18 protein-coding genes are annotated in these 20,263 nt (G+C 73.6%); 13 read left to right on the forward strand and 5 right to left on the reverse strand.

Features of this window, described 5'->3' with window-relative positions; all coding sequences use genetic code 11:
* From VMF70_05665 to VMF70_05680, 4 genes are all read right to left on the reverse strand, one after another.
* Nucleotides 1-393 (reverse strand): class I SAM-dependent methyltransferase (locus tag VMF70_05665; protein ID HTT67498.1); only part of this gene is annotated, 393 nt, incomplete at its 3' end.
* A 154-nt stretch (nt 394-547) separates the two neighbouring features.
* Complete coding sequence (locus VMF70_05670) at nt 548-1,216, reverse strand: hypothetical protein (protein HTT67499.1); 669 nt, start codon at nt 1,214-1,216, stop codon at nt 548-550.
* On the reverse strand, nt 1,213-1,677 hold the full coding sequence (locus VMF70_05675; protein HTT67500.1) for a hypothetical protein: 465 nt from the start codon (nt 1,675-1,677) through the stop codon (nt 1,213-1,215). The genes VMF70_05670 and VMF70_05675 overlap by 4 nt, the downstream gene beginning before the upstream one ends.
* Nucleotides 1,674-2,270 (reverse strand): RNA polymerase sigma factor, encoded by a 597-nt coding sequence (locus VMF70_05680; GenBank protein ID HTT67501.1) that lies wholly within the window; start codon nt 2,268-2,270, stop codon nt 1,674-1,676. The genes VMF70_05675 and VMF70_05680 overlap by 4 nt, the downstream gene beginning before the upstream one ends.
* 111 nt (nt 2,271-2,381) lie before the next feature.
* Here VMF70_05680 and VMF70_05685 point away from each other — a divergent pair, with 111 nt between their 5' ends.
* From VMF70_05685 to chrA, 11 genes are all read left to right on the forward strand, one after another.
* Nucleotides 2,382-3,401 (forward strand): hypothetical protein, encoded by a 1,020-nt coding sequence (locus VMF70_05685; protein HTT67502.1) that lies wholly within the window; start codon nt 2,382-2,384, stop codon nt 3,399-3,401.
* Between the two features lie 95 nt (nt 3,402-3,496).
* Nucleotides 3,497-4,003: a hypothetical protein gene (locus VMF70_05690; protein HTT67503.1), complete on the forward strand. Its 507-nt coding sequence runs from the start codon at nt 3,497-3,499 to the stop codon at nt 4,001-4,003.
* Nucleotides 4,004-4,009: 6 nt separating this feature from the next.
* Complete coding sequence (locus tag VMF70_05695) at nt 4,010-4,426, forward strand: DUF2784 domain-containing protein (protein HTT67504.1); 417 nt, start codon at nt 4,010-4,012, stop codon at nt 4,424-4,426.
* Between the two features lie 40 nt (nt 4,427-4,466).
* Nucleotides 4,467-6,002, forward strand: a complete 1,536-nt coding sequence (locus VMF70_05700; GenBank protein ID HTT67505.1) for an aminotransferase class V-fold PLP-dependent enzyme — start codon at nt 4,467-4,469, stop codon at nt 6,000-6,002.
* Nucleotides 6,003-6,015: 13 nt separating this feature from the next.
* On the forward strand, nt 6,016-7,842 hold the full coding sequence (locus VMF70_05705; protein HTT67506.1) for an FtsX-like permease family protein: 1,827 nt from the start codon (nt 6,016-6,018) through the stop codon (nt 7,840-7,842).
* Nucleotides 7,843-8,018: 176 nt separating this feature from the next.
* Nucleotides 8,019-8,648, forward strand: coding sequence for a hypothetical protein (locus VMF70_05710; GenBank protein ID HTT67507.1), 630 nt, complete (start codon nt 8,019-8,021; stop codon nt 8,646-8,648).
* A gap of 91 nt (nt 8,649-8,739) precedes the next feature.
* A complete protein-coding gene (locus VMF70_05715; protein ID HTT67508.1) occupies nt 8,740-10,326 on the forward strand; it encodes a serine/threonine-protein kinase in 1,587 nt (528 codons plus the stop codon).
* A gap of 62 nt (nt 10,327-10,388) precedes the next feature.
* Nucleotides 10,389-11,696, forward strand: coding sequence for a diphosphate--fructose-6-phosphate 1-phosphotransferase (gene pfp / locus VMF70_05720; protein ID HTT67509.1), 1,308 nt, complete (start codon nt 10,389-10,391; stop codon nt 11,694-11,696).
* A gap of 107 nt (nt 11,697-11,803) precedes the next feature.
* Nucleotides 11,804-13,357, forward strand: coding sequence for a DHA2 family efflux MFS transporter permease subunit (locus VMF70_05725; protein ID HTT67510.1), 1,554 nt, complete (start codon nt 11,804-11,806; stop codon nt 13,355-13,357).
* 133 nt (nt 13,358-13,490) lie between these two features.
* Nucleotides 13,491-13,979: a cupredoxin domain-containing protein gene (locus tag VMF70_05730; GenBank protein ID HTT67511.1), complete on the forward strand. Its 489-nt coding sequence runs from the start codon at nt 13,491-13,493 to the stop codon at nt 13,977-13,979.
* Nucleotides 13,976-15,142 (forward strand): chromate efflux transporter, encoded by a 1,167-nt coding sequence (gene chrA / locus VMF70_05735; protein ID HTT67512.1) that lies wholly within the window; start codon nt 13,976-13,978, stop codon nt 15,140-15,142. Before VMF70_05730 ends, chrA begins: the two co-directional genes overlap by 4 nt.
* Here the strand turns inward: chrA and VMF70_05740 are convergent.
* Nucleotides 15,139-16,149, reverse strand: coding sequence for a YncE family protein (locus VMF70_05740; GenBank protein ID HTT67513.1), 1,011 nt, complete (start codon nt 16,147-16,149; stop codon nt 15,139-15,141). The two genes, chrA and VMF70_05740, sit on opposite strands and share 4 nt — an antisense overlap.
* Nucleotides 16,150-16,251: 102 nt before the next feature.
* Between VMF70_05740 and VMF70_05745 the strand changes: the two genes are divergently transcribed.
* Together VMF70_05745 and VMF70_05750 are read left to right on the forward strand one after the other, a co-directional pair.
* On the forward strand, nt 16,252-17,415 hold the full coding sequence (locus tag VMF70_05745) for an MFS transporter (GenBank protein ID HTT67514.1): 1,164 nt from the start codon (nt 16,252-16,254) through the stop codon (nt 17,413-17,415).
* Between the two features lie 99 nt (nt 17,416-17,514).
* Nucleotides 17,515-20,208 (forward strand): glycoside hydrolase family 3 C-terminal domain-containing protein, encoded by a 2,694-nt coding sequence (locus VMF70_05750; GenBank protein HTT67515.1) that lies wholly within the window; start codon nt 17,515-17,517, stop codon nt 20,206-20,208.
* Nucleotides 20,209-20,263: the final 55 nt, after the last annotated feature.

Here is a 20,263-nt window from a genome sequence, read left to right on the forward strand (position 1 = left end):
GGCCTCCTCGCCGCGGTACCAGGCCCACCGGGAGCCCGGCGCGGGGTCCACGACGACGGTCTCGGGCGCGAGCGTCCTGGCGTGGCGCAGCGCCGCGTCCGGATCGGGCATGGCGTGGAGGCAGAAGGTGAGGAAGACGACGTCCGCCCTGGCGCGCACCGCGGCGAAGTCGCCGCGGAAGACGATCACCCGGCCGAGCAGGCCCTGCTCGCGGAGCGTCTCGCCGAGGCGCCGGACCGCGTCCGCGTCCCGATCCACCGCCAGCACGCTGCGCGCCGCCGCGCTCCAGGCGACGAGACTGCCCGCGCCCACGCCCACGTGGACGACGGCCTTGTTTTGGAAGTCGCAGCACGACCGGATGTTGTCCATCAGGGCCCGGACGTCGGTCGCCATCTGCCCCCCTCCCGGCTCCGGCGCGCGGCCGATTTGGCGGCGCGTCGCGTTGACACGTTAACGCGCGCGCGCCCGCCGAGCCATTGCCGGAGGTCCGCCGGGCGGGAGGGGCACCCGCCGCGCGGATGCCCCCGAAGCCGCCGCTGCGGGACGATCAGTTCGTGAGGAGGTCGGGCCGGACGGTCAGGATGAGCGCGGAATTCGGCGTGCTGCTCCCGACGTTGCCGAGCACCGCCGTCTTGCCGGCCGGGATGCCCACCGTCGTGCCGAACTCGCCGCCGCGGAAGACCAGATGCACGTGCAGGGTGATGACGGCGCTGTCGCCGCTGCCGCCCACGCGGTCGATGCCGGTTTCGAGCATGTACGGGCCGCCGGCCCCCTGGAGGGACTGGCGGAGCCCCGACTGCGCGACGGCGGTGACGATCCCCTCGGACACGAGGGCGTAGCCGGAGAACCGGAACAGGGACTGGAGACTGCTCTCCACGTCGGCGATGCTGGGGTCGGGGCGCGCCGCGCCGTCGGCCCGGATCAGCTTGAACGTGAGGCGCACGCTCGGCGCCGGACGATCGAACTGCGCCAGGACCCGCGCGATGCGATCGAGGTTGTCCGGCGTCTCGCGCACGGTGATGGTGTTTTCGCCGGCGCTCAGGGCGCCCTGGGCGCCGGGACGGTCCGCGAACACGTACGGCGCCACGACCTGCTGCGCGTCGCCGCGACTGAGGTAGTGCAGGGCGAAGGTCCGGGTCTCGAGCCGCGTCGGCGAGCGCCCGCAGGCGGCGAGCGGGCCGGCGAGGAGCAGCACGATCAGGTGACGCGCCTTCATGACGACCTCCGAGAGGGGAGAAACCACACCACGACGATGTCGGGATCTTTCGGCTGCAACACCACGACCTCGCGGCCGGGCGGGGTCGTGATCGTGAAGCCCCGCGCCGCCACGGCGGGCGGCGGAGGCCGCAGGGGACCGGAGACCGGCCGCGAGGGGAGCGCGAGGATCGTGGCCAGCACCGCGGCCGCGGCGAGCGCGAGCGTCCCGCCCGCCCGGCGGACGGCGCGGCGCCGCCGCGCGGTGGTGGCGGCCCGCGCGATGGCGGCCGACCCGTCGGCGCGGGGCGCCTTGGCCGCCAGCCAGTCGGCGAGTCCGGTCTCGAGACTCAGGATCTCGGCAGCCGCGCCGCGGCAGGCGGCGCAGGTGGCGAGGTGCGCGCCGAGATCCGTATCGGGCCGCGGCGTCAGCTCCGACGGGTCCGCTTCGAGCATCAGGCGCCGCGCGCTGCTGCAGTTCATCTCGCCTCCTCGGCGGCCAGCTCAGGCCAACGTTCCAGGATGCCGGCCCGTATCGCTCTGCGGGCGTGGAACAGATGCACCCGCGCCGTGACCGGTAGCATGCCCAGGCGCTCGGCGACTTCCGCGAGCGAGCACCCTTCGAGGTCCGCGAGGTGAAAGACCTCCCGCTGCCGGCGGGGCAGGCCGTGCAGCAGGCGTTCCGCGAGCTCGGCGACGCGGGCGGCGTGCAGCTGGTCGGTGGGATCGTGCGGCGTCACTGGGTCCACTTCCGCCTCCCGGATGACCGCCGCCGCCAGGTGCAGGCGCCGGCCCACGCTTCGCCGCAGATTGGAGGCCTCGTTTCGCGTCACCTGGTAGAGCCAGGTCGTGAAGCGGGACCGGCCGGAGAACCGGCGCAGGGAGCCGTGCAGCCGCACCAGGACGTCCTGCGTGACGTCCTCGGCGTCCGCGGCCTCGCCGGTGTGCACCAGGGCCCACCGGAACACGGTGGGGCGGCAGTCCCGGAGCAGCGCCTCGAGCGCACCGGCCTCCCCGCGCTTCGCGCGCGGGACCAGATCGGCGGCTGCCGCTTCCAGGCTGCTGGTTTCGCTCAATCCCGCTCCGGTGTCGCACGCAGAGATGAGACGTCACGGACCGAGAATGCGTTTAGCGGTGTAACGTCTGCCGGAACGTCGTGCATGCTACTTCCACGAAGGATGGTCAACATGCGGTCGAAACTGCTCGCCGCGGGCGCCCTGGCGCTCGGCCTCGCGGCGGCGCCCCTCGCGGCGCAAACCTACCACGTCACCCATACCTATACGCTGGGCGGCGACGGCGGCTGGGACTACCTCGCCCTCGACACGGCGAGTCACCGGCTGTTCGTCGCGCGCCAGGACCGCGTCATGGTGGTGGACCCGGCGGCCGGCACGCTGCTCGGCGAGATCCCGGGCCTGAACCGCGCGCACGGCGTGGCGTTCGCCTACGCCGCGGGCCACGGCTTCGCGACCTCGGGCGCCGACAGCACGGTCACGATGTTCGACCTCAAGACGCTGGCCGTGCTGCGGCGGACGGTGGCGGCCATCGACGACGACGGCATCCTCTACGACCCGGCCACGAACCGCATCTTCACGATGAACGGCGACGCGGGCTCGGCCACGGCCATCGACCCGGTGTCGGGCCTGCGCCTGGGCTCGGTGGACCTGGGCGGGAAGCCGGAGTTCGGCGTGAGCGCCGGCGACGGCATGTTGTACGTGAACCTCGAGGACAAGAGCGAGGTGGCCGAGGTGGACGCGCGGGCGATGAAGGTGGTGCGCCACTGGTCCATCGCCCCGTGCCAGTCGCCGAGCGGGCTCGCCATCGACCGCGCCCATCACCTGCTGTTCAGCGGGTGCCGCAACGGCCTGATGGGCGTGTCGAACGCGCGCGAGGGCAAGCTCGTCACCACGGTGCCCATCGGCCGCGGCGTGGACGCCTGCCGGTTCGACGCGGGCCAGTCGCTCGCCTTCGCCTCGAACGGCGACGGCACCATCACCGTGATCCGCGAGGATTCGCCGACGGCGTTCACCGTCGTGAGCAACGCCGCCACCAGGATGGGCGCGCGCACCATGGAGCTCGACGAGGCGACCCACCGGCTGTACACGGTCACCGCCGACTTCGGCCCGGCCCCAGCGCCCACGCCGGAGCACCCGCGCCAGCGACCGCCGGTGCTGCCCGGCACCTTCGCGCTGCTGGTGCTGGAGCCGTAGGTCCGGCGCCCCCGGCAACGTCCGTCTTGCTCGGAGCCACGGCGCCGTTCTAGGTTGCTGGACCCTCAACGCCAGGCGGCGCCATGCTCATGCGCGTGAGATGCGTTCTCGCGACCGTCGCTCTCGCCCTGGTCCCAGCGGCGCTCGCCGCCCAACGCCCGGAGGTCGCCCCGCTCGGCGCGTACCTCGGCCGGTGGCACAGCGTGGGCGAATCGCACGCCACGGAGTTCTCCAAGGCCGGCAGCTCGACCGCCGACCTCGAGTGCCGCTGGTCCGCGGGCGGCCGGTTCCTCGCGTGCGACATGCGGATCGTCGCGGGCGGCGACTCGATCGAGCAGCTCAGCGCCTACGGCCCGGCGGACTCCGGCCGCTTCGCGCTCTACGCCGTGACGCCGGGCGGGCGCCCCGCGTACTTCTCGCGGGTCACCATCGCCGGGAACACGTGGACCTACGAGAATCCGAACGCCCCCGCGACCGGCACCCGGTGGCGCACGATCAACGAGTGGGTCGCTCCGGGCGAGATGCACTGGCGCGCCCAGTTCTCCGAGGACGGCGAGCACTGGACGACGACCAACGAGGGCGTGAGCACGAGGGTCGGGTAGCCTTCGGTGCGGTACGTCTGGCTGGCCGACCTGGTGCTGGGGCTCCACCTGGCGTTCGTGGCGTTCGCCGTGCTGGGCGGGCTGCTCGTCCTGCGGCGGCAGCGCCTGGCGTGGCTGCACCTCCCGTGCGTCGCGTGGGCGAGCTTCGTCGAGTTCGCCGGCATCATCTGCCCGCTCACGCCGCTGGAGAACCACCTGCGCGTGCTGGGCGGGGAGCGCGGCTACGCCGGCGACTTCGTCGGGCACTACATCACGGCCGTGCTCTACCCCGACGGCCTGACGCGCGGCATCCAGATCGTGCTGGGGAGCTTCGTCGTGGCGCTGAACCTCGCGGTGTACTGGCGCGTAGTCGCGCGCCATCGGGCGTGGGAAGCCGCGCGCGCGACGGGACCGCGTCCGACTGGCCTCCGGCGGCGATCGTGACCAAATTGCTCTGATTCGCCGCATCACCGAAGGAGTCGTCGTGGCGGCACCATTGGGTCGCGTTCGGAGTCCCGCGCCGGTTCCGTCGGACGCCCTCGAGCAGTACTTCGAGCCGTTCCGCGCCGAGACGGTCGGGTACCACCAGGTGTTTCGCTCCCCCTACGGCGAACAGCGCATCGTGTACGCCGACTGGACGGCGAGCGGCCGCCTGTACCGGCCGATCGAGCGCCGGCTGGTCGAGGCGTTCGGGCCGTTCGTCGGCAACACGCACTCCGAGTCGAGCGCCACGGGCTCGGCGATGACGCTGGCCTACCACGAGGCGCACCGCATCCTCAAGGCGCACGTGCACGCGGGGCCGCGCGACCTGATCCTCACCACCGGCACCGGCATGACCGGCGGCGTGAACAAGTTCCAGCGGCTGCTCGGCCTCAAGGTGCCGGACGGCCTGCGGCGCCACGTGAAGCTCGCCGAGGCGGAGCGGCCGGTGGTGTTCGTCACGCACATGGAGCACCACTCCAACCACACGTCGTGGTACGAGACCATCGCCGACGTCGTGGTGGTGCCGCCCGACGCGCGGGGCGTGGTGGACCTCGCGGCGCTGGACGACCTGCTGCACCGCTACCGGGACCGGCCGCTCAAGATCGGCGCGTTCAGCGCCTGCTCGAACGTGACGGGCATCGGGACGCCGTATCACGCGATGGCGAAGCTGATGCACCGCGCGGGGGGCGTGGCGTTCGTGGACTGGGCGGCCTCCGCGCCGTACACGGCGCTGGACATGCATCCGGCCGACGCCGAGGAGCAGCTCGACGCGGTGCTGTTCTCGCCGCACAAGTTCCTCGGCGGCCCGGGCTCCTCCGGCGTGCTGATCTTCAACCGCGACCTCTACCACAACCGCGTGCCCGACGACGCCGGCGGCGGGACGGTGGCGTGGACCAATCCGTGGGGGAAGTACGCCTTCCTCGACGACCCCGAGGCGCGGGAAGACGCCGGGACGCCGGGCTTCCTGCAGGCGATCAAGGCGGCGCTGGCGGTGGAGCTGAAGGAAGCGATGGGGGTGGAGGCGATGGCGCGGCGCGAGCAGGCGGTGGTGCCGCGGGTGATGGACGCGCTGGAAGCGATCCCCGGCGTGCACGTGCTGGCGCGCGGCCGCCGCGAGCGGCAGGCGATCGTCTCGTTCTACGTCGAGAGCGTGCACTACAACCTGGTGGTGCGGCTCCTCAACGACCGGTTCGGCATCCAGTCGCGCGGCGGGTGCTCGTGCGCGGGCACCTACGGGCACTACCTGCTCAACGTGGATCCGTCGCGCTCGAAACGCATCACCGACCGCATCGACCACGGCGACCTGTCCGAGAAGCCGGGCTGGGTGCGGCTCTCCTTCCACCCGACGACCACGATGGCCGACGTGCGGCACTGCATCGGCGCCGTGGCCCAGACCGTGGAGCACGGCCAGGTGTGGGCGCAGGACTACGTCTACTCGTCCGGCACCAACGAGTACACGCACCGTGCCGGCGACGCGGGCGCGGCCTCGCGCGTGCGCGGCTGGTTCGACCTGGAAGGCCACCCGTCGCACCCGTAGCTTCCCCCGCGCCATGATCGGACGCCGCACCCTCACGCCGGCCCTGCGAGGCCTGCACGCCTATTGGGGCACCGCCGTCCTGCTGGCAGCCGCCAGCGCGACGGCCTTGGCGGTGCTGCTGCCCGCGGCATCGCTGGTGGGACGGGGCGGGGGCGCATTCCCGGCCCGCCTCGCGGTCGCTCCCGCGGGCGCCATGGACCTCGGGATCGCTTGGGGCAGCCTGGTGCGCAGCCCCGACGCGATCCGCGAGACGGCCGTCACGACCCTCTCCCACCTGCTGCTCGGCGTCGCCGCCGGCGTCGTCGCGGTCACCTGGCTCACCACGCTCGCGCTCTCCACGGCCCGCGCGTCCGCCCGCGCGGGGGAGGTCGTCATCCGGCGCGCGGTGGGGGCCACGAGGCTCGACCTGCTCGGCGCGTCGCTGCTCGAGGGCGGCTTCATCGCCACGGCGGCCCTCGCAATCGGCGGTGCGACCGGGCTCGCTGCCGCGCGGGTCGCGCTCGGGGCGTGGCCGGGCCCGGTCGGGCCAGTGGCACCGGCGTTCGGTGCCGCGGCGGCCGCGGCGCTGGTCGCGGGCCTCGTGCTCGGCGCGCTGCTGCCGCTGGCGTTCACGCGCCCGGGCGCCCGCCTCGTTTCCGCCGATGAGGCCGCGCTCGCTCTGGCGGTACCGGCGCTGCAGCTCGGTGTCAGCCTCACGGTGCTGGTGGCCGGCTCCCTCCTCGCAACCCGCGCCCGCGGGCCGGCAGGGGAGGGTGGCACGCCGGGTGCCGGGGCGGCCGGTGGCCAGGTCTACGAGGTCACGGCAGGCGACCCGGCGCCGGCCGAGCGGGCGGCCGCCTACGCGGAGCTGCTGCGGCGGCTTGCCGCCGAGCCATCGGTCGAGGTGGCGAGCCTCACCAGCCCCGGCGCGACGGTGGGACTCGGCCCCGAGGACGTGGTCGCCTCGGATTGTGGCGACTGCCGGTGGGGCGGTCTCCCGCTGCCGTGGCACACCTTCTTCGCTATTCACCACCTGGTGAGCGCCGACAGCTTCCGGGCGCTGGGCCTGCGGGTCGTGGCGGGACGGGCCCTGACCGGCGCCGACCGCTGGGGTGCCCCACGCGTCGCGGTCGTGAGCCGCAGCCTCGCGAACCTGCACTTCGAGGCGAGCGGCGCCGTGGGCCGGCGCATACGGGTCGGGCACGGGTCGGACGCGCTGTACACGGTGGTCGGGGTGGTGGACGACCGCGCGCCGGCCGGCTTCGGCGGCGGCTACGAGCCGCCCGACGTGGTGTATCTCAGCGTGCTTCAGCATCCCGCCACCGCCGTGGAGCTGCTGGTGCGGCCTCGCGGGCCCGCGGCCGCGGGCCCCGCGGTCGACCGCGCGCTGCGCCAGGCCCCGGGCCGGCGACTCGCCGGCCTCGCCCGCGTCTCGGAGGCGGGCCTCCTGGCGGCGGAGGCGGCGCCGCTCGGGTGGTTCGGGCGGATGCTGGGCGCCGCGGGCAGCGCCCTGGTCGCCATCGCCACCCTCGGCACCTTCGCCGTGATGTGGCTGTGGGTGGCGTCGCTGCTGCGCGAGCTGGGAGTGCGCCGCGCGGTCGGCGCGCGCCGCCGCGACGTCCTGGCCTTCGTGCTCTCTCGTGCCGCGCTGGTCGCGGTGGCCGGCCTCGCGTTCGGAGCCTGGGCGGGGATGATGGCCTGGGACGCGCTGAGCGCGGTGGTCGCCGGGCTGCCGGCCTGGGATCCGCACGCGCTGCTCCGCTACGGCTCGCTGCTCGCCGCGGCCACGCTGGCCGGCGCGCTGGCGCCGGCATGGCGGGCGTCGCGGCAGTCGCCGGTGCGGCTGCTCGGTGCGTCGTAGCGGCCCTTCGACGCTCCTGTTGCGAGCGGTGGTCGGGCGGTCCCTCGTGGGCCGCCCGTCGTGTCGTGGGGGCCGGGGTCGCGGCTCCGCGGCGAGGCGGCTCGGGCCGGCGTCCGGCTCTTGCGGGCCCATACTTTGCGTTGTAAAGTACTTCGCCCAATAGCGAAGGCGTGACCGTGACCCTGCTCGATCTGCTCGGGACCCTGCTGTTGCTGGGATCGGTGCTGCTGGTGCTCGTCCTGCTGCCGCGCCTGGCGGTGCTCGCGCTGCGGGGCCGCTGGTCCGGCGTGCGGCGGGGAGCCGGCGGCCTCGGCCTCTACCTCGCCGGCTACGGGGTGATTCTCGTGACGGTGGCGCTGGTGATGCCGCGCGAGCGGCGCGCGCCGGGAGAGCGGGAGTGCTTCGACGACTGGTGCGCGGCGGGAATCGGCGTCGAGCCCGCCGCAGGTGACGAAGCGCGGTGCGCGGACCGGGCCGGGACCCGGGTGTGGGTGGCGACGGTGGAGGTCTCGAGCGACGCCAAGCGCGTGCGTCAGCGGGCGCTCGACGCGCGCGCCCTGCTCGAGGACGCCGGTGGGCGGGAATACGCCGCCTGCGGCTCGCCTCTCGGCGCCCACGTGCTCGCGGACGAGCTGGGCCCGGGCGAGGCGTTCCAGGTGAGGGAGCCGTTCCGGCTTCCCGCGGCGGCGGTCCCGGCGGGCGTGGTGATCAGCCATGGGGGCTTTCCGGGGATCCTGATCATCGGCGAGGACCAGAGCCTGTTCCACCGGCGCACGCTGCTCGGGGTGGCGGTGCGCGGCGGCTGACGCCGGGTCCGGCGGGGGCTGCCGCCGGGCCGCCGCGCGGGTGCCGGCGCGGCGGTACGGAAGCCCGGCCGCCGCAGTAATATTGTAGCCCGTGGCCGATCTCCCCGCCGACCTCCAGGAGGCACTGGGCGCCCGCTACGAGCTGCGCCGCGTGCTCGGCCGCGGCGGCATGGCGACGGTGTACCTCTCCCGCGACCTCAAGCACCGCCGGGACGTCGCGCTCAAGGTGCTGCGGCCGGACCTCGCCGCCTCGCTCGGCGCGGAGCGATTCCTCCAGGAAATCCAGATCGCGGCCCGGCTCACCCACCCGCACATCCTCGCCCTGCACGACTCGGGGGAGGCCGGCGGATTCCTGTACTACGTGATGCCGTTCATCGAGGGCCCCTCGCTCCGCGCGCGGCTCGACGCGGAGCGGCGCTTCGAGCGCGGCGCCGCGCTGGCCGTCGCCTCGCCGGTGGCCGAGGCGCTGAGCTACGCCCACCGGATGGGCGTGCTCCACCGGGACATCAAGCCCGAGAACATCCTGTTCTCGCAGGGGCACCCCATCGTCGCCGACTTCGGCATCGCCAAGGCGATCAGCACGGCGGGGCAGACCAACCTGACGCGCACCGGCTTCCCGCTCGGCACGCCCGGGTACATGAGCCCGGAGCAGGCGGCGGGCCTCACGGACCTCGACGAGCGCACCGACGTGTACAGCCTCGCCGTCGTCGTCTACGAGATGCTGGTGGGCGCGGTTCCGGGGCACTGGCCGAGCGAGGAGGCCGTCCGCAGCGGCCGGTTCCTCGAGGCGCCGCCGGCGCACCGGTCGCGGCTCGCGCAGGTCGGGGGCGTCGTGGAGGGTGCGCTGGCCCACGCGATGGCCATCCGGCACGACCAGCGCACGGCGACGCCGACCAGGCTGATCGAGGAGCTGACGGGCTCGGCGGTGCTGCCGCGCCGGTACAGCGAAGGCGAGGTGCAGGAGATCGTCAAGCGCGCCAGCGAGATCGAGGCATCGCACCCGACGGCCGGTGGCACGATGACGGTGGGCGGGATCGAGGCGCTGGCGGCGGAGGTCGGCATCGCGCCGGAGACGGTGCGTGCGGCCGCGCGCGCTCTTCCCGCGGGTGGCACGCCGGCGGCGCCGGCCGCCAACCGGCCCAACTTCTGGCTGGGTGCGCCGACGAGCCTGGCGTACGAGCGGGTCGTCGAGGGCGAGGTGCCGGACGCCGAGTTCCCGGTGATGGTGGACGAGATCCGGCGGCTCAGCGCCCACCCGGGACAGGTGAGCCAGCTCGGGCGCTCGTTCTCGTGGACCAGTGCGCGGGGCGGGGGCTCGACTCGCTCCCTGGAAGTGGCCGTCGCCGTGCGTGGCGGGCGCACCAGGATCAGCGTGCGGGAAAGCCTCGGCCCGCTCATCGGCGGCTGGTTCGGCGGTTTGGGCGGCGGGCTCGGAGGCGGAGGCCTCGGACCCCTCCTCGGGATTCTCGCCCAGAATGTCGGGGCGGTGGCAGCCGTCGTCGCGGTCCCGTTCTGGCTGGCGGGTGTGTTCGCGACCAGCCGCTCGGCCTACTACTACACGGTGCGGCGCCGGGACCGGCAGCTCACCGAGCTGACCGAACGCCTCGCGGCGCTGGCGCAGCAGCTGGCGCTGCGGCCGCAGGGGCTGCTCGAGGCCGACCGGCGGATGCTGCCGTAGGCCGCCGGTGGATTGCGCCGGACCGGCCGGCGCGGCTAGATACGGGGACGGAGGTTTCGGCCATGACGGTGCGGCACAAGTTCGCGATCCTGGTGGGCGGCGGCCCCGCCCCGGGCATCAACAGCGTCATCGGCGCCGCCACGATCCGCGGCGTCCTGGAGGGTGTGGACGTCATCGGCATCCAGGACGGCTTCGAGTGGATCATGCAGGGCAACATCGAGCACGTGGTGCCGCTCACCATCGAGACGGTTAGCCGCATCCACTTCCGCGGCGGCTCGATCATCGGCATCGCCCGGGCCAATCCGACCACCGACCCCAAGCTGCTCGAGAACACGGTCACGTCGCTGCTGCGGATGAACGTGTCGCAGCTGATCACGATCGGCGGCGACGACACGGCGTACTCCGCGATGCGGCTGGAGCAGAAGGCCGAGGGCCGCATCCAGGTGGTGCACGTGCCCAAGACGATCGACAACGATCTCGATCTGCCGCCGGACATCGACACGTTCGGCTTCCCGACCGCGCGGCACTACGGCGCCGAGATCGTCAAGAACCTGATGGTGGACGCGCACGCCACGTCGCGGTGGTACTTCATCATCACGATGGGGCGGAAGACCGGGCACCTGGCGCTCGGCATCGGCAAGTCGGCCGGTGCCACGCTGACGCTGATCCCGGAGGAGTTCGGGTTCCGCAACGTCAAGTTCAAGGCGATCGTGGACACGCTGGTGGGCTCGGTCATCAAGCGGATCGCCGAGGGCAACCGCCACGGCGTGGCGGTGATCGCCGAGGGCGTGGTCGAGGGCCTCGACACGAACGACCTCGCGGGCCTCAAGGACGTCGAGCGCGACGATCACGGCAACCTGCGGATCGCCGAGGTCTCGATCGGCGAGATCCTCAAGGCGGCGGTGCAGGAGCGGCTCAAGCAGTTCGGCATCAAGATGACCATCGTCGCCAAGAACATCGGCTACGAGCTGCGCTGCGCCGACCCGATCCCGTTCGACATGGAGTACACCCGCGACCTGGGGTACTGCGCGGCGAAGTCGCTGCTCTCGGGGTGCAGCGGGATCATGATCTCGATCCAGGGTGGTCACTTCGTCCCGATCCCGTTCACCGAGATGCTGGATCCGCAGACCGGCCGCACCCGGGTGCGCCTGGTGGACATCCACTCCACCCGCTACGCCATCGCCCGCCGTTACATGATCCGCCTGCGCCGCGACGACTTCGATGACCCGCACGAGTTGGCCCGGTTCGCCGCGACCGCCAAGCTCTCGCTCGACCAGTTCCGCGAGCAGTTCGAGTACCTCGTGAAGGACGAGCCGCCGCCGCTGGACATCGGGCCCTGCCCGCCGGTGGGCTTCGACGAGAAACCCTAGCGACTGACCGCCGTTTCGGGCCGCGGGCACGGGGGCGCGGCTCGAGGGGGCACGGAAAATGCCGCTCTCGGCGGCGTGCGCGAGCGCGCGTCGCGTGAGGGTGTGCGGTGAGTCAGGCCGCGCCGCACAAGTGGGTCGTCGCCGGCACGGTGCTGACCGGCACGTTCATGGCCGTGCTGGACTCCAGCGTCGTGAACGTCGCGCTCCCGCACATGATGGGCACCCTGGGCGCGACGGTCGAAGAGATCACCTGGGTCGCGACCGGCTACCTCCTCTCCAACGTCCTGATCATGCCGATCGTCGCGCTCCTGTCGGAGCGCTACGGCCGGAAGCGCTTCTACATGGCGAGCGTGGTCGCGTTCACGCTCGCCTCGATGGCGTGCGGCGCGGCGCGCAGCCTCCCGCTGCTGGTGGCGTTCCGCGTGATCCAGGGCGTGGGGGGCGGGACGATGATGATCGTCGCGCAGGCCATCCTGCGGGAGACCTTCCCGATCGAGGAGCAGGGCCTGGCGATGAGCATCTACGGCGTCGGGGTCATCGTCGCCCCCGCCGTCGGGCCGACGCTGGGCGGCTGGCTCACCGACCAGTACTCGTGGCCGTGGATCTTCTACATCAACGTGCCCATCGGCATCGTGAATCTGCTCCTGGTGCAGGAGTTCATCCACGACCCCCACTACCTGGTGCGCCACAAGGGGCGGATCGACTGGCCGGGGATCGGGCTGATGGCCCTCGGGCTCGGCTCGCTCCAGCTGATGCTCGAGAAGGGCCAGGACAAGGACTGGTTCGCCTCTTCGCTGATCGTCTGGTTCGCGGTGCTGGCGGCGGTCGGGCTCGGCGGCTTCATCTGGCGCGAGCTGACGACCGACCGGCCGGCGGTGGATCTCAGGATCCTGAGGAACGTGCCGTTCGCGTCCGGCACCGCTCTGGGGGGCGTGCTGGGGATGGGCATGTTCGGCACCCTCTTCCTGCTGCCGGTCTTCCTCCAGAACCTGCTGGGGTTTCCCGCCTTGAAGTCCGGCATCGCGATGCTGCCTAGGAGCCTGGCGTCCGCCGTGATCGGCCCGATCGGGGGGTGGTTCTACAACCGGCTCGGGCCCCGGGTGCTGGTGACCATCGGCATGGCGCTCAACGCGTACTCGTTCTGGCAGCTGGCGCACCTGACGAGCCAGGTCGGGGCCTGGGACATCTTCTGGCCGCAGGTCTGGTCGGGCGCCGGCACGAGCATCCTGTTCGTCGCCATTGCGACGGCGGCGCTCTCGACCATCCCGAAGCCGAGGATGACGGCGGCGACGGGGCTCTACAACGTGGTGCGGATGGTGTGCGCGAGCATCGGGATCGCCGTGGCGGCGACGCAGCTCAGCTACGGCACCAGCCGCTACCACGACGCGTTGGCCGAGCACGTGACGATGTACGGCGAGGGCACGCGCCTGTTCCTGCAGCGGGCGACGGCCGCGATGCGGGCGTCGGGCTCCGACCCGGTCACCGCGGCGAAGCGCGCGGTGGCGATCCTGGACCTGCGGGTCACGCAGCAGGCGGTGGTGCTCGCCTACAACCACATCTTCGAGCTGGCCGCCGCGCTGTTCCTGGTCGCCATTCCGCTGGTCCTGCTGCTCAAGAAGAGGGCGTCCGGCCGGGCCGTCGAGCCCATCGCCGCGGACTGACCCGCCGGCGGCGACGCTGCTGCTCAAGCCGCACCTCCTCGACCCGCGGCGCTACGGCGCTGTTCCGGTGCCTCTAGTCCGCCCGGAGCGCTCCGGGTAGCTTCCCGCCCGACACCCGCACCAGCCGATTCACGTGCCGTTCGCGTCGCGGTTCCCGGCCGTGCCCCTCGCGGGCACCCTGCTCCTGCTCGCCGCCGTCGAGAGCGGCTGCGCCGGGCCGGGCCGGCCCGCGTCCGCGTACCGGCCCGTCACGCGCAACGTCACCGTCACGGCGGTCCCGCTGCTCACCCGGGAGATGCAGCGCATCTACCCGTTCCTCGCGCGCGACTTCGCCGCGGGCGGCGTGCTGGCGGGCAGGGAGGTGTACGCGTTCGAGCCGGGCACCATCACGGCCGTGGAAGGCGACACGCTCGCGCTGACGCTGGTCAATCCCGAGGACGACGCCCACTCGTTCGTGCTGCCGGGGCTCGCCGTGGAGATGCCGGGGCAATCCACCGTGACGGCGACCTGGGTGGCGGCCCGGGCGGGCCTGTACCGCTACAGCTGCGCCGTTCCGGCCCACCTGCCCTACATGGTCGGGACGGTGGTGGTGCTTCCGGCGGCCGCCTTCCCGGCGCGGTGACGTCGACCGCTCGCGCGCGCCTCGGCGAGCTGGCGCGCCTGTTCCTGAAGCTCGGCACCGTCGGGTTCGGCGGCCCTGCCGCGCACATCGCCATGATGGAGGACGAGGTCGTGCGGCGGCGGCGCTGGCTGTCGCGCGAGGAGTTCCTCGACTACGTGGGCGCCACCAACCTGATCCCCGGCCCCAACTCCACGGAGATGGCGATCCACGTCGGCCGCGCCCGCGCGGGGACGCCGGGGCTGATCGTGGCGGGAGCGTGCTTCATCGCGCCCGCGGTGCTCGTCGTCGGCGCCATCGCCTGGGCGTACGTGCGGTTCGGGACGCTGCCCGCCGCCGCCGGCGTGCTGTACGGCGTCAAGCCGGTCGTCATCGCCGTGGTCCTGCAGGCGCTGTGGGGCCTGGGGCGCACGGCCGTGAAGTCGTGGTGGCTCGCGGCCCTCGGCGCGGCGGCGGCGGCCGCCGCGGCGCTGGGCGTGCACGAGCTGCTCGTCCTGGCCGGCGCGCTCGTGCTCGGCACGCTGCGGGGGCGGGCGTCCGAGCCGGGGACGGGAGCGCGCTCCCTCGGCCTCGCGACGGCCTCGGGCGCGGGCGTCGCGGGCGCGCCCGTCGTCGTGGCCGGCGGCGTCGGGGCGGCCGCGCTCGGCTTGTGGCCGCTGTTCGGCATCTTCCTCAAGGTCGGCGCCGTGCTGTTCGGCTCCGGCTACGTGCTGCTGGCGTTCCTGCGTGCCGACCTGGTCTCGCGCCTGCACTGGCTCACCGAGCGCCAGCTGCTGGACGCCGTGGCGGTCGGGCAGGTCACGCCCGGCCCGGTGTTCACCACCGCCACCTTCGTGGGCTACGTGCTGCGCGGCGTCCCCGGGGCCGCGGTCGCCACCGTCGGCATCTTCCTGCCCGCCTTCGTGTACGTCGCGCTCAGCGGCGTCCTGCTCCCGCGGCTCCGGCGCTCCAGCGTGGCGCGCTCGGCCCTGGACGGCCTGAACGTCGCGTCGCTCGCGCTGATGGCGGTGGTGACCTGGCAGCTGGCCGCGGCGGCGCTGATCGATCCGTGGACCGGGGTCCTGGCGGCGGCGGCCGCGGTGCTGCTGCTGCGCTGGCGGGTGAATGCGTCGTGGCTGGTGCTGGGAGGCGGTGTGGCGGGTCTGCTGCTGCGCTCGCTCGCCTAGCGCGCCGGCGGCGTGCCGGCCATGATGCGCAGCAGCGGGCGCCCACCCACGTTCTCGAGCGGCAGGTAGACGAGGTGGGTGCGCGGGTCGACGGCCACCGAGTGCGCGTTGGGGATGTGGATCTCACCTTCGCGCACCAGCCCGCCGCCGGCCTCCGAGAACACCGCCACGGTGCCGATCTCCGACGCCACGTACAGCCGCCCCCAGCCGGGATCGAGCGCGAGGACGTCCGGTCCCTGGCCGACCGACGCCTGGCCGACGACCTTCATGTTCCTGAGGTTGACGGTGAGGAGCGTGGCGTCGCCCTCGTTGGCGACGAACGCGAGGCGCCGTGCCGCGTCGATGACCATCCCGTGCGGGCGCGCCCCGCCCTGGAGATCGAAGCGGCCCAGCACCCGGTCGCCGGCGGGATCGATGACCCACAGCTGGTTGCGGGTCTGCGCCGCGACCAGGATGCACCGCGAGCCCGGGTCGTACACGGTGTTGCCGGCCTCGCCGCCGAGCGGGATCGTGCCGGCGACGCGGCTGGCCCGCGCATCGATCACGAGCTCCCCGCCGCCCGCGGCGTCCGAGACGTACACCTTGCCCTGGTCCGGGGCGTAGGCGATGCCGTCGGGGAACCCGACGTCGCCGACGCGCGCGACGACCCGCAGCGACCGCGCGTCGATGACGGCCACGTGATGCAGGCGGCTGACCGAGGCGTACACGCGTCCGAGGTCGGGCACCGCCCACACGCCGGTGACCCCGGGGACTCCGTCGATGGTGCCCTCGACGCGCCGGCTCTTCACGTTGAACACCACGATCTGGTCCGCGCCCATGTGGGCGATGTACAGGCGGTCGGAGCGGAGGTCGAGGCTCTGGTCGTCGAACCGCACCGCGGGCCCCGGCAGCGGGACGTCGGCCACCGTCGTGAGGACCGGCGCCGCGCCCGCTTCCGGCGGGGCCGGCTGCCAGGCGGGTGTGGCGAGCGCGGCCGCGAGCAGCGCGCCCAGGGTGATGCGGTTCATGTCGCGTCCCGTTGGTGCAGGGTGTAGGATCGGCTCCGGCCGCCGGGTTGACAAGGCGGGAGCCCGGGGCGACCGTCAGCCTCCCCCCGATGACACGCGCCCGTGGCGTCGCGTAACCGCACTCTCGCGTTGCTCGCGCTCGCCGAGCTGCTCGGCATGTCGGTATGGTTCACCGCCAGCGCGCTCGCGCCGCAGCTCGAGCGCGCCTGGTCGCTGAGCCCGGGCGGGGCGGGCTGGCTCACCGCCGCGGTGCAGCTGGGGTTCGTGGCGGGCACGGCGGTGGCCGCGGTGCTCAACCTGGCCGACATCGTGCCGCCGCGCGCGTACTTCGCGCTCGCCGCGCTCGCGGCGGCCGGCTGCAACCTGGCCCTGCTGGCGGCCGGGGGCGTCGCCGGCGCGCTGGTCTCGCGGTTCGGCACCGGCTTCTTCCTCGCGGGCGTCTACCCGCCGGCGATGAAGATGATCGCCACCTGGTACAAGGACGGCCGCGGCTTCGCGATCGGCACCATCGTCGGGGCCCTGACCGTGGGGAAGGCGATGCCCTACCTGGTCCACGGGCTCGAGCGCGCCGGTGCCGCGCCGGTCGTGGTCGGCTCGTCGGCGGCCGCGGCCGTGGGCGGGCTGCTGGTGCTCGCCGCCTACCGCGACGGCCCGCACGGGTTCGAGCGCCGGCCGTTCGCCTGGGGACTGGTGGCCACGGTGGCCCGGGACCAGCCGACCCGGCTCGCGATCGGCGGCTATCTCGGCCACATGTGGGAGCTGTACGCGATGTGGACGTGGATCGCCGTGTTTCTCGCGGGCGGCGCCGGCTTCGGCGCGCGCGCGGGCGACATCGCGGGGTTCGCCGCGATCGCGGTCGGCGGCGCGGGCTGCGTGATCGGCGGCCGGCTGGCGGACCGGTACGGGCGCGAGCGGCTCACGATCTGGGCGATGGCGGCGAGCGGCGCCTGTGGGGCCGTCATCGGACTCGGGGCCGCGGCGGCGCCGGCCCTCGCGCTCGCGATCGCGCTCGCGTGGGGCTTCACCGTCGTGGCCGACTCGGCACAGTTCAGCGCCCTGGTGACGGAGCTGGCGCCCGCGCACGCGGTGGGCACCGCCCTCACGCTCCAGACGTCGCTGGGCTTCCTGCTGACGATGGGCTCGATCCAGCTCGTCCCGCGGCTGGTGACGGCGGTCGGCTGGCGCTGGGCCTTCGTGGCGCTGGCGGCGGGACCGGCCGCGGGCATCGCCGCGATGCGACGGCTGCGCCGGATGCGGGCCGGCTGACGGTGGACGCCGCCCGGACGCCGCGGGCGAGCGCGCGACTCTCACCCGCCCGGATGGACAGCGCCGCGTCGGGCGGATAGCCTAGGGACCATGACGACCATGCGCACTCTCGCCCGGCTCGCGCCGCTCCTGGCCTTCGCGGCCGCGAGCGCCTGTCACTCCGCCACCGGCGCCGCCGGGTCGGGGATCCCGGCGCCGACCGTGGGCGTCGCGCCCGCTTCGGAGCCGTTCCGCAACCCGGATCTCCCGCTCGAGGCGCGGGTCGCCGACCTGGTGGGGCGGCTGACGCTCGAGGAGAAGGTCGGGCAGATGATGAACAGCGCGGCCGCCATCCCGCGCCTCGGCATTCCCGCCTACGACTGGTGGAGCGAGGGCCTCCACGGCGTCGCGGCCGCCGGGCGCGCCACGGTGTTCCCGCAGGCCATCGGCCTCGCGGCGACCTGGGACACGGCGCTGATGCTGCGGGTCGCGACGGTGATCGGGATCGAGGCGCGGGCGAAGCACAACGAGACCATCCGGCGCGGCGCGGGCGCGAGCGGCCTGTTCCAGGGCCTCACGTTCTGGTCCCCGAACATCAACATCTTCCGCGACCCCCGCTGGGGCCGCGGGATGGAGACCTACGGCGAGGACCCCTACCTCACCGGCCGGATGGCGGTGGCGTTCGTGAAGGGGATGCAGGGCGACGACCCGCGCTACCTGCGGGTCGTCTCCACGCCCAAGCACTTCGCCGTGCACAGCGGCCCCGATCCCCTGCGCCACGCCTTCGACGCCGTCGTGGACGCGCGCGACCTCGAGGAGACGTACCTCGCGGCCTTCGGCGCGGCGGTGGCCGAGGGCGGTGCCCAGTCGGTGATGTGCGCGTACAATCGCGTGAACGGCACGCCCGCATGCGCCGACTCGCTGCTGCTGCAGCAGAACCTGCGCGCGCGGTGGCACTTCGACGGCTACGTGGTCTCCGACTGCGACGCCGTGGACGACATCCGCGCCGGTCACAAGGTCGCCGCCGACGAGGCCACGGCCGCGGCCATGGCGCTCCGGGCCGGGGACGACCTCAACTGCGGCAGCGCGTACCGGAGCCTGGTGGACGCGGTGCACCGGGGCCTCATCCCGGAGGCGGAGGTGGACACCGCCCTGGGGCGCCTGATCCGCGCGAGGATCCGGCTGGGGATGTTCGACCCGCCGGACCGCGTGCCCTACGCCAACATCCCGTACTCCGAGAACGGCTCCCCGGACCACCGCGCGCTGGCCCTCGCGGCGACGCGGAAGTCCATCGTGCTCCTCAAGAACGACGGGACGCTGCCGCTGCGGCGCGGTCTCGGCACGATCGCGGTGATCGGTCCCAACGCCGACGACGAGGAAACGCTCCTCGGCAACTACAACGGCCTGCCCGCCGATCCCGTGACGCCGCTGGCGGGAATCCGGGCGAAGGTGGGCACCGGCACGCAGGTGCTGTACGCGCGCGGCAGTGATCTGGCGGCCAACACGCCGTCCCTCCTCCCGATCCCCGCTTCGGCGCTGGTCACGGACACCGGCGCCGCCGCGAAGCCGGGGCTCACGGGGATGTACTTCCCGAACCGCACGCTGGCCGGCGCGCCCGTGGCCACGCGCACCGACCCGCAGGTGCGCTTCGACTGGTGGGACGTGGCTCCGGTGCCGGAGATCACCGCCGATTCCTTCTCCATCCGCTGGACTGGCTGGCTCGTGCCGCCGGTCACCGGCCGCTACGCCCTCGGCGTGAGCGCGCTGGGCCTGGTGCGTATGTACCTCGACGACTCGGTGCTGGTGCAGAGCGGCTGGCCGGGCACGCGCTCGGCGGGCGCGGACCTCGTGGCGGGAACGCCGCGCCGGATCCGCATCGACTTCGTCGGCCGGCAGCCCAACGCCATGGTGCACCTGATCTGGGGCGTCCCGGATCCGCACCTGCTGGACGACGCGGTCGCCACGGCGCGGCGGGCCGACGCCGTCGTGCTGTGCCTCGGCCTGTCGCCGCGGCTGGAGGGCGAGGAGATGCCCGTGCACGTGCCCGGCTTCGAGGGCGGCGACCGGACCAGCCTCGACCTGCCGGCGCCGCAGGAGCAGCTGCTCGAGGCGGTGGCGGCGACGGGCAAGCCGGTCGTGCTCGTGCTGCTCAACGGGTCGGCCGTGTCGGTGCCCTGGGCCGCCGAGCACCTGCCCGCGATCGTCGAGGCATGGTACCCCGGCCAGGCGGCGGGCACGGCCATCGCCGAGGTGCTGTTCGGCGACTACAACCCCGGCGGCCGTTTGCCGGTCACCGTTTACCGGTCGGTGACGCAGCTGCCCGCGTTCACGGACTACCGGATGGCGGGACGGACTTACCGCTTCTTCCGGGGCGACGTGCTGTTCCCGTTCGGCCACGGGCTCAGCTATACGCGGTTCGCGTACCGCGACCTGCGGGTGCCCGCACGGCTCGCGTCCGGTGACACGGCCGACGTCACGGTCGAGGTGGAGAACGCGGGCGCGCTGGCGGGCGACGAGGTGGTCGAGCTGTACGTCACGACGCCCGACACCAGCGCGCGGGCGCCGATCCGCTCGCTGGCGGCTTTCCAGCGGATCACGCTCGCGCCCGGCGAGCGGCGGCGCGTCGCGTTCCGGCTCGGGCCGCGCGCGCTCTCGGCGGTGGACGGGGCCGGACGGCGGGCGGTGGTGCCCGGGCGCTACGAGCTGAGCGTGGGCGGCAAGCAGCCGGGGATGAGCGGACTCGCCGACGCGGCCACGACCGAGGTGCTCACCGCGCGCCTCGAGGTCGTCGGCGGGCCGGTCGCCGTGCCGTAGCGGTACGCCCGTGGGCGCAACGATGCCGGCCCGCGCGCCCGCGCGGGCCGCGTCG

The sequence above is a fragment of the Gemmatimonadales bacterium genome, assembly GCA_035502185.1.
In the GTDB taxonomy this organism is placed as follows: Bacteria; Gemmatimonadota; Gemmatimonadetes; order Gemmatimonadales; family JACORV01; genus Fen-1245.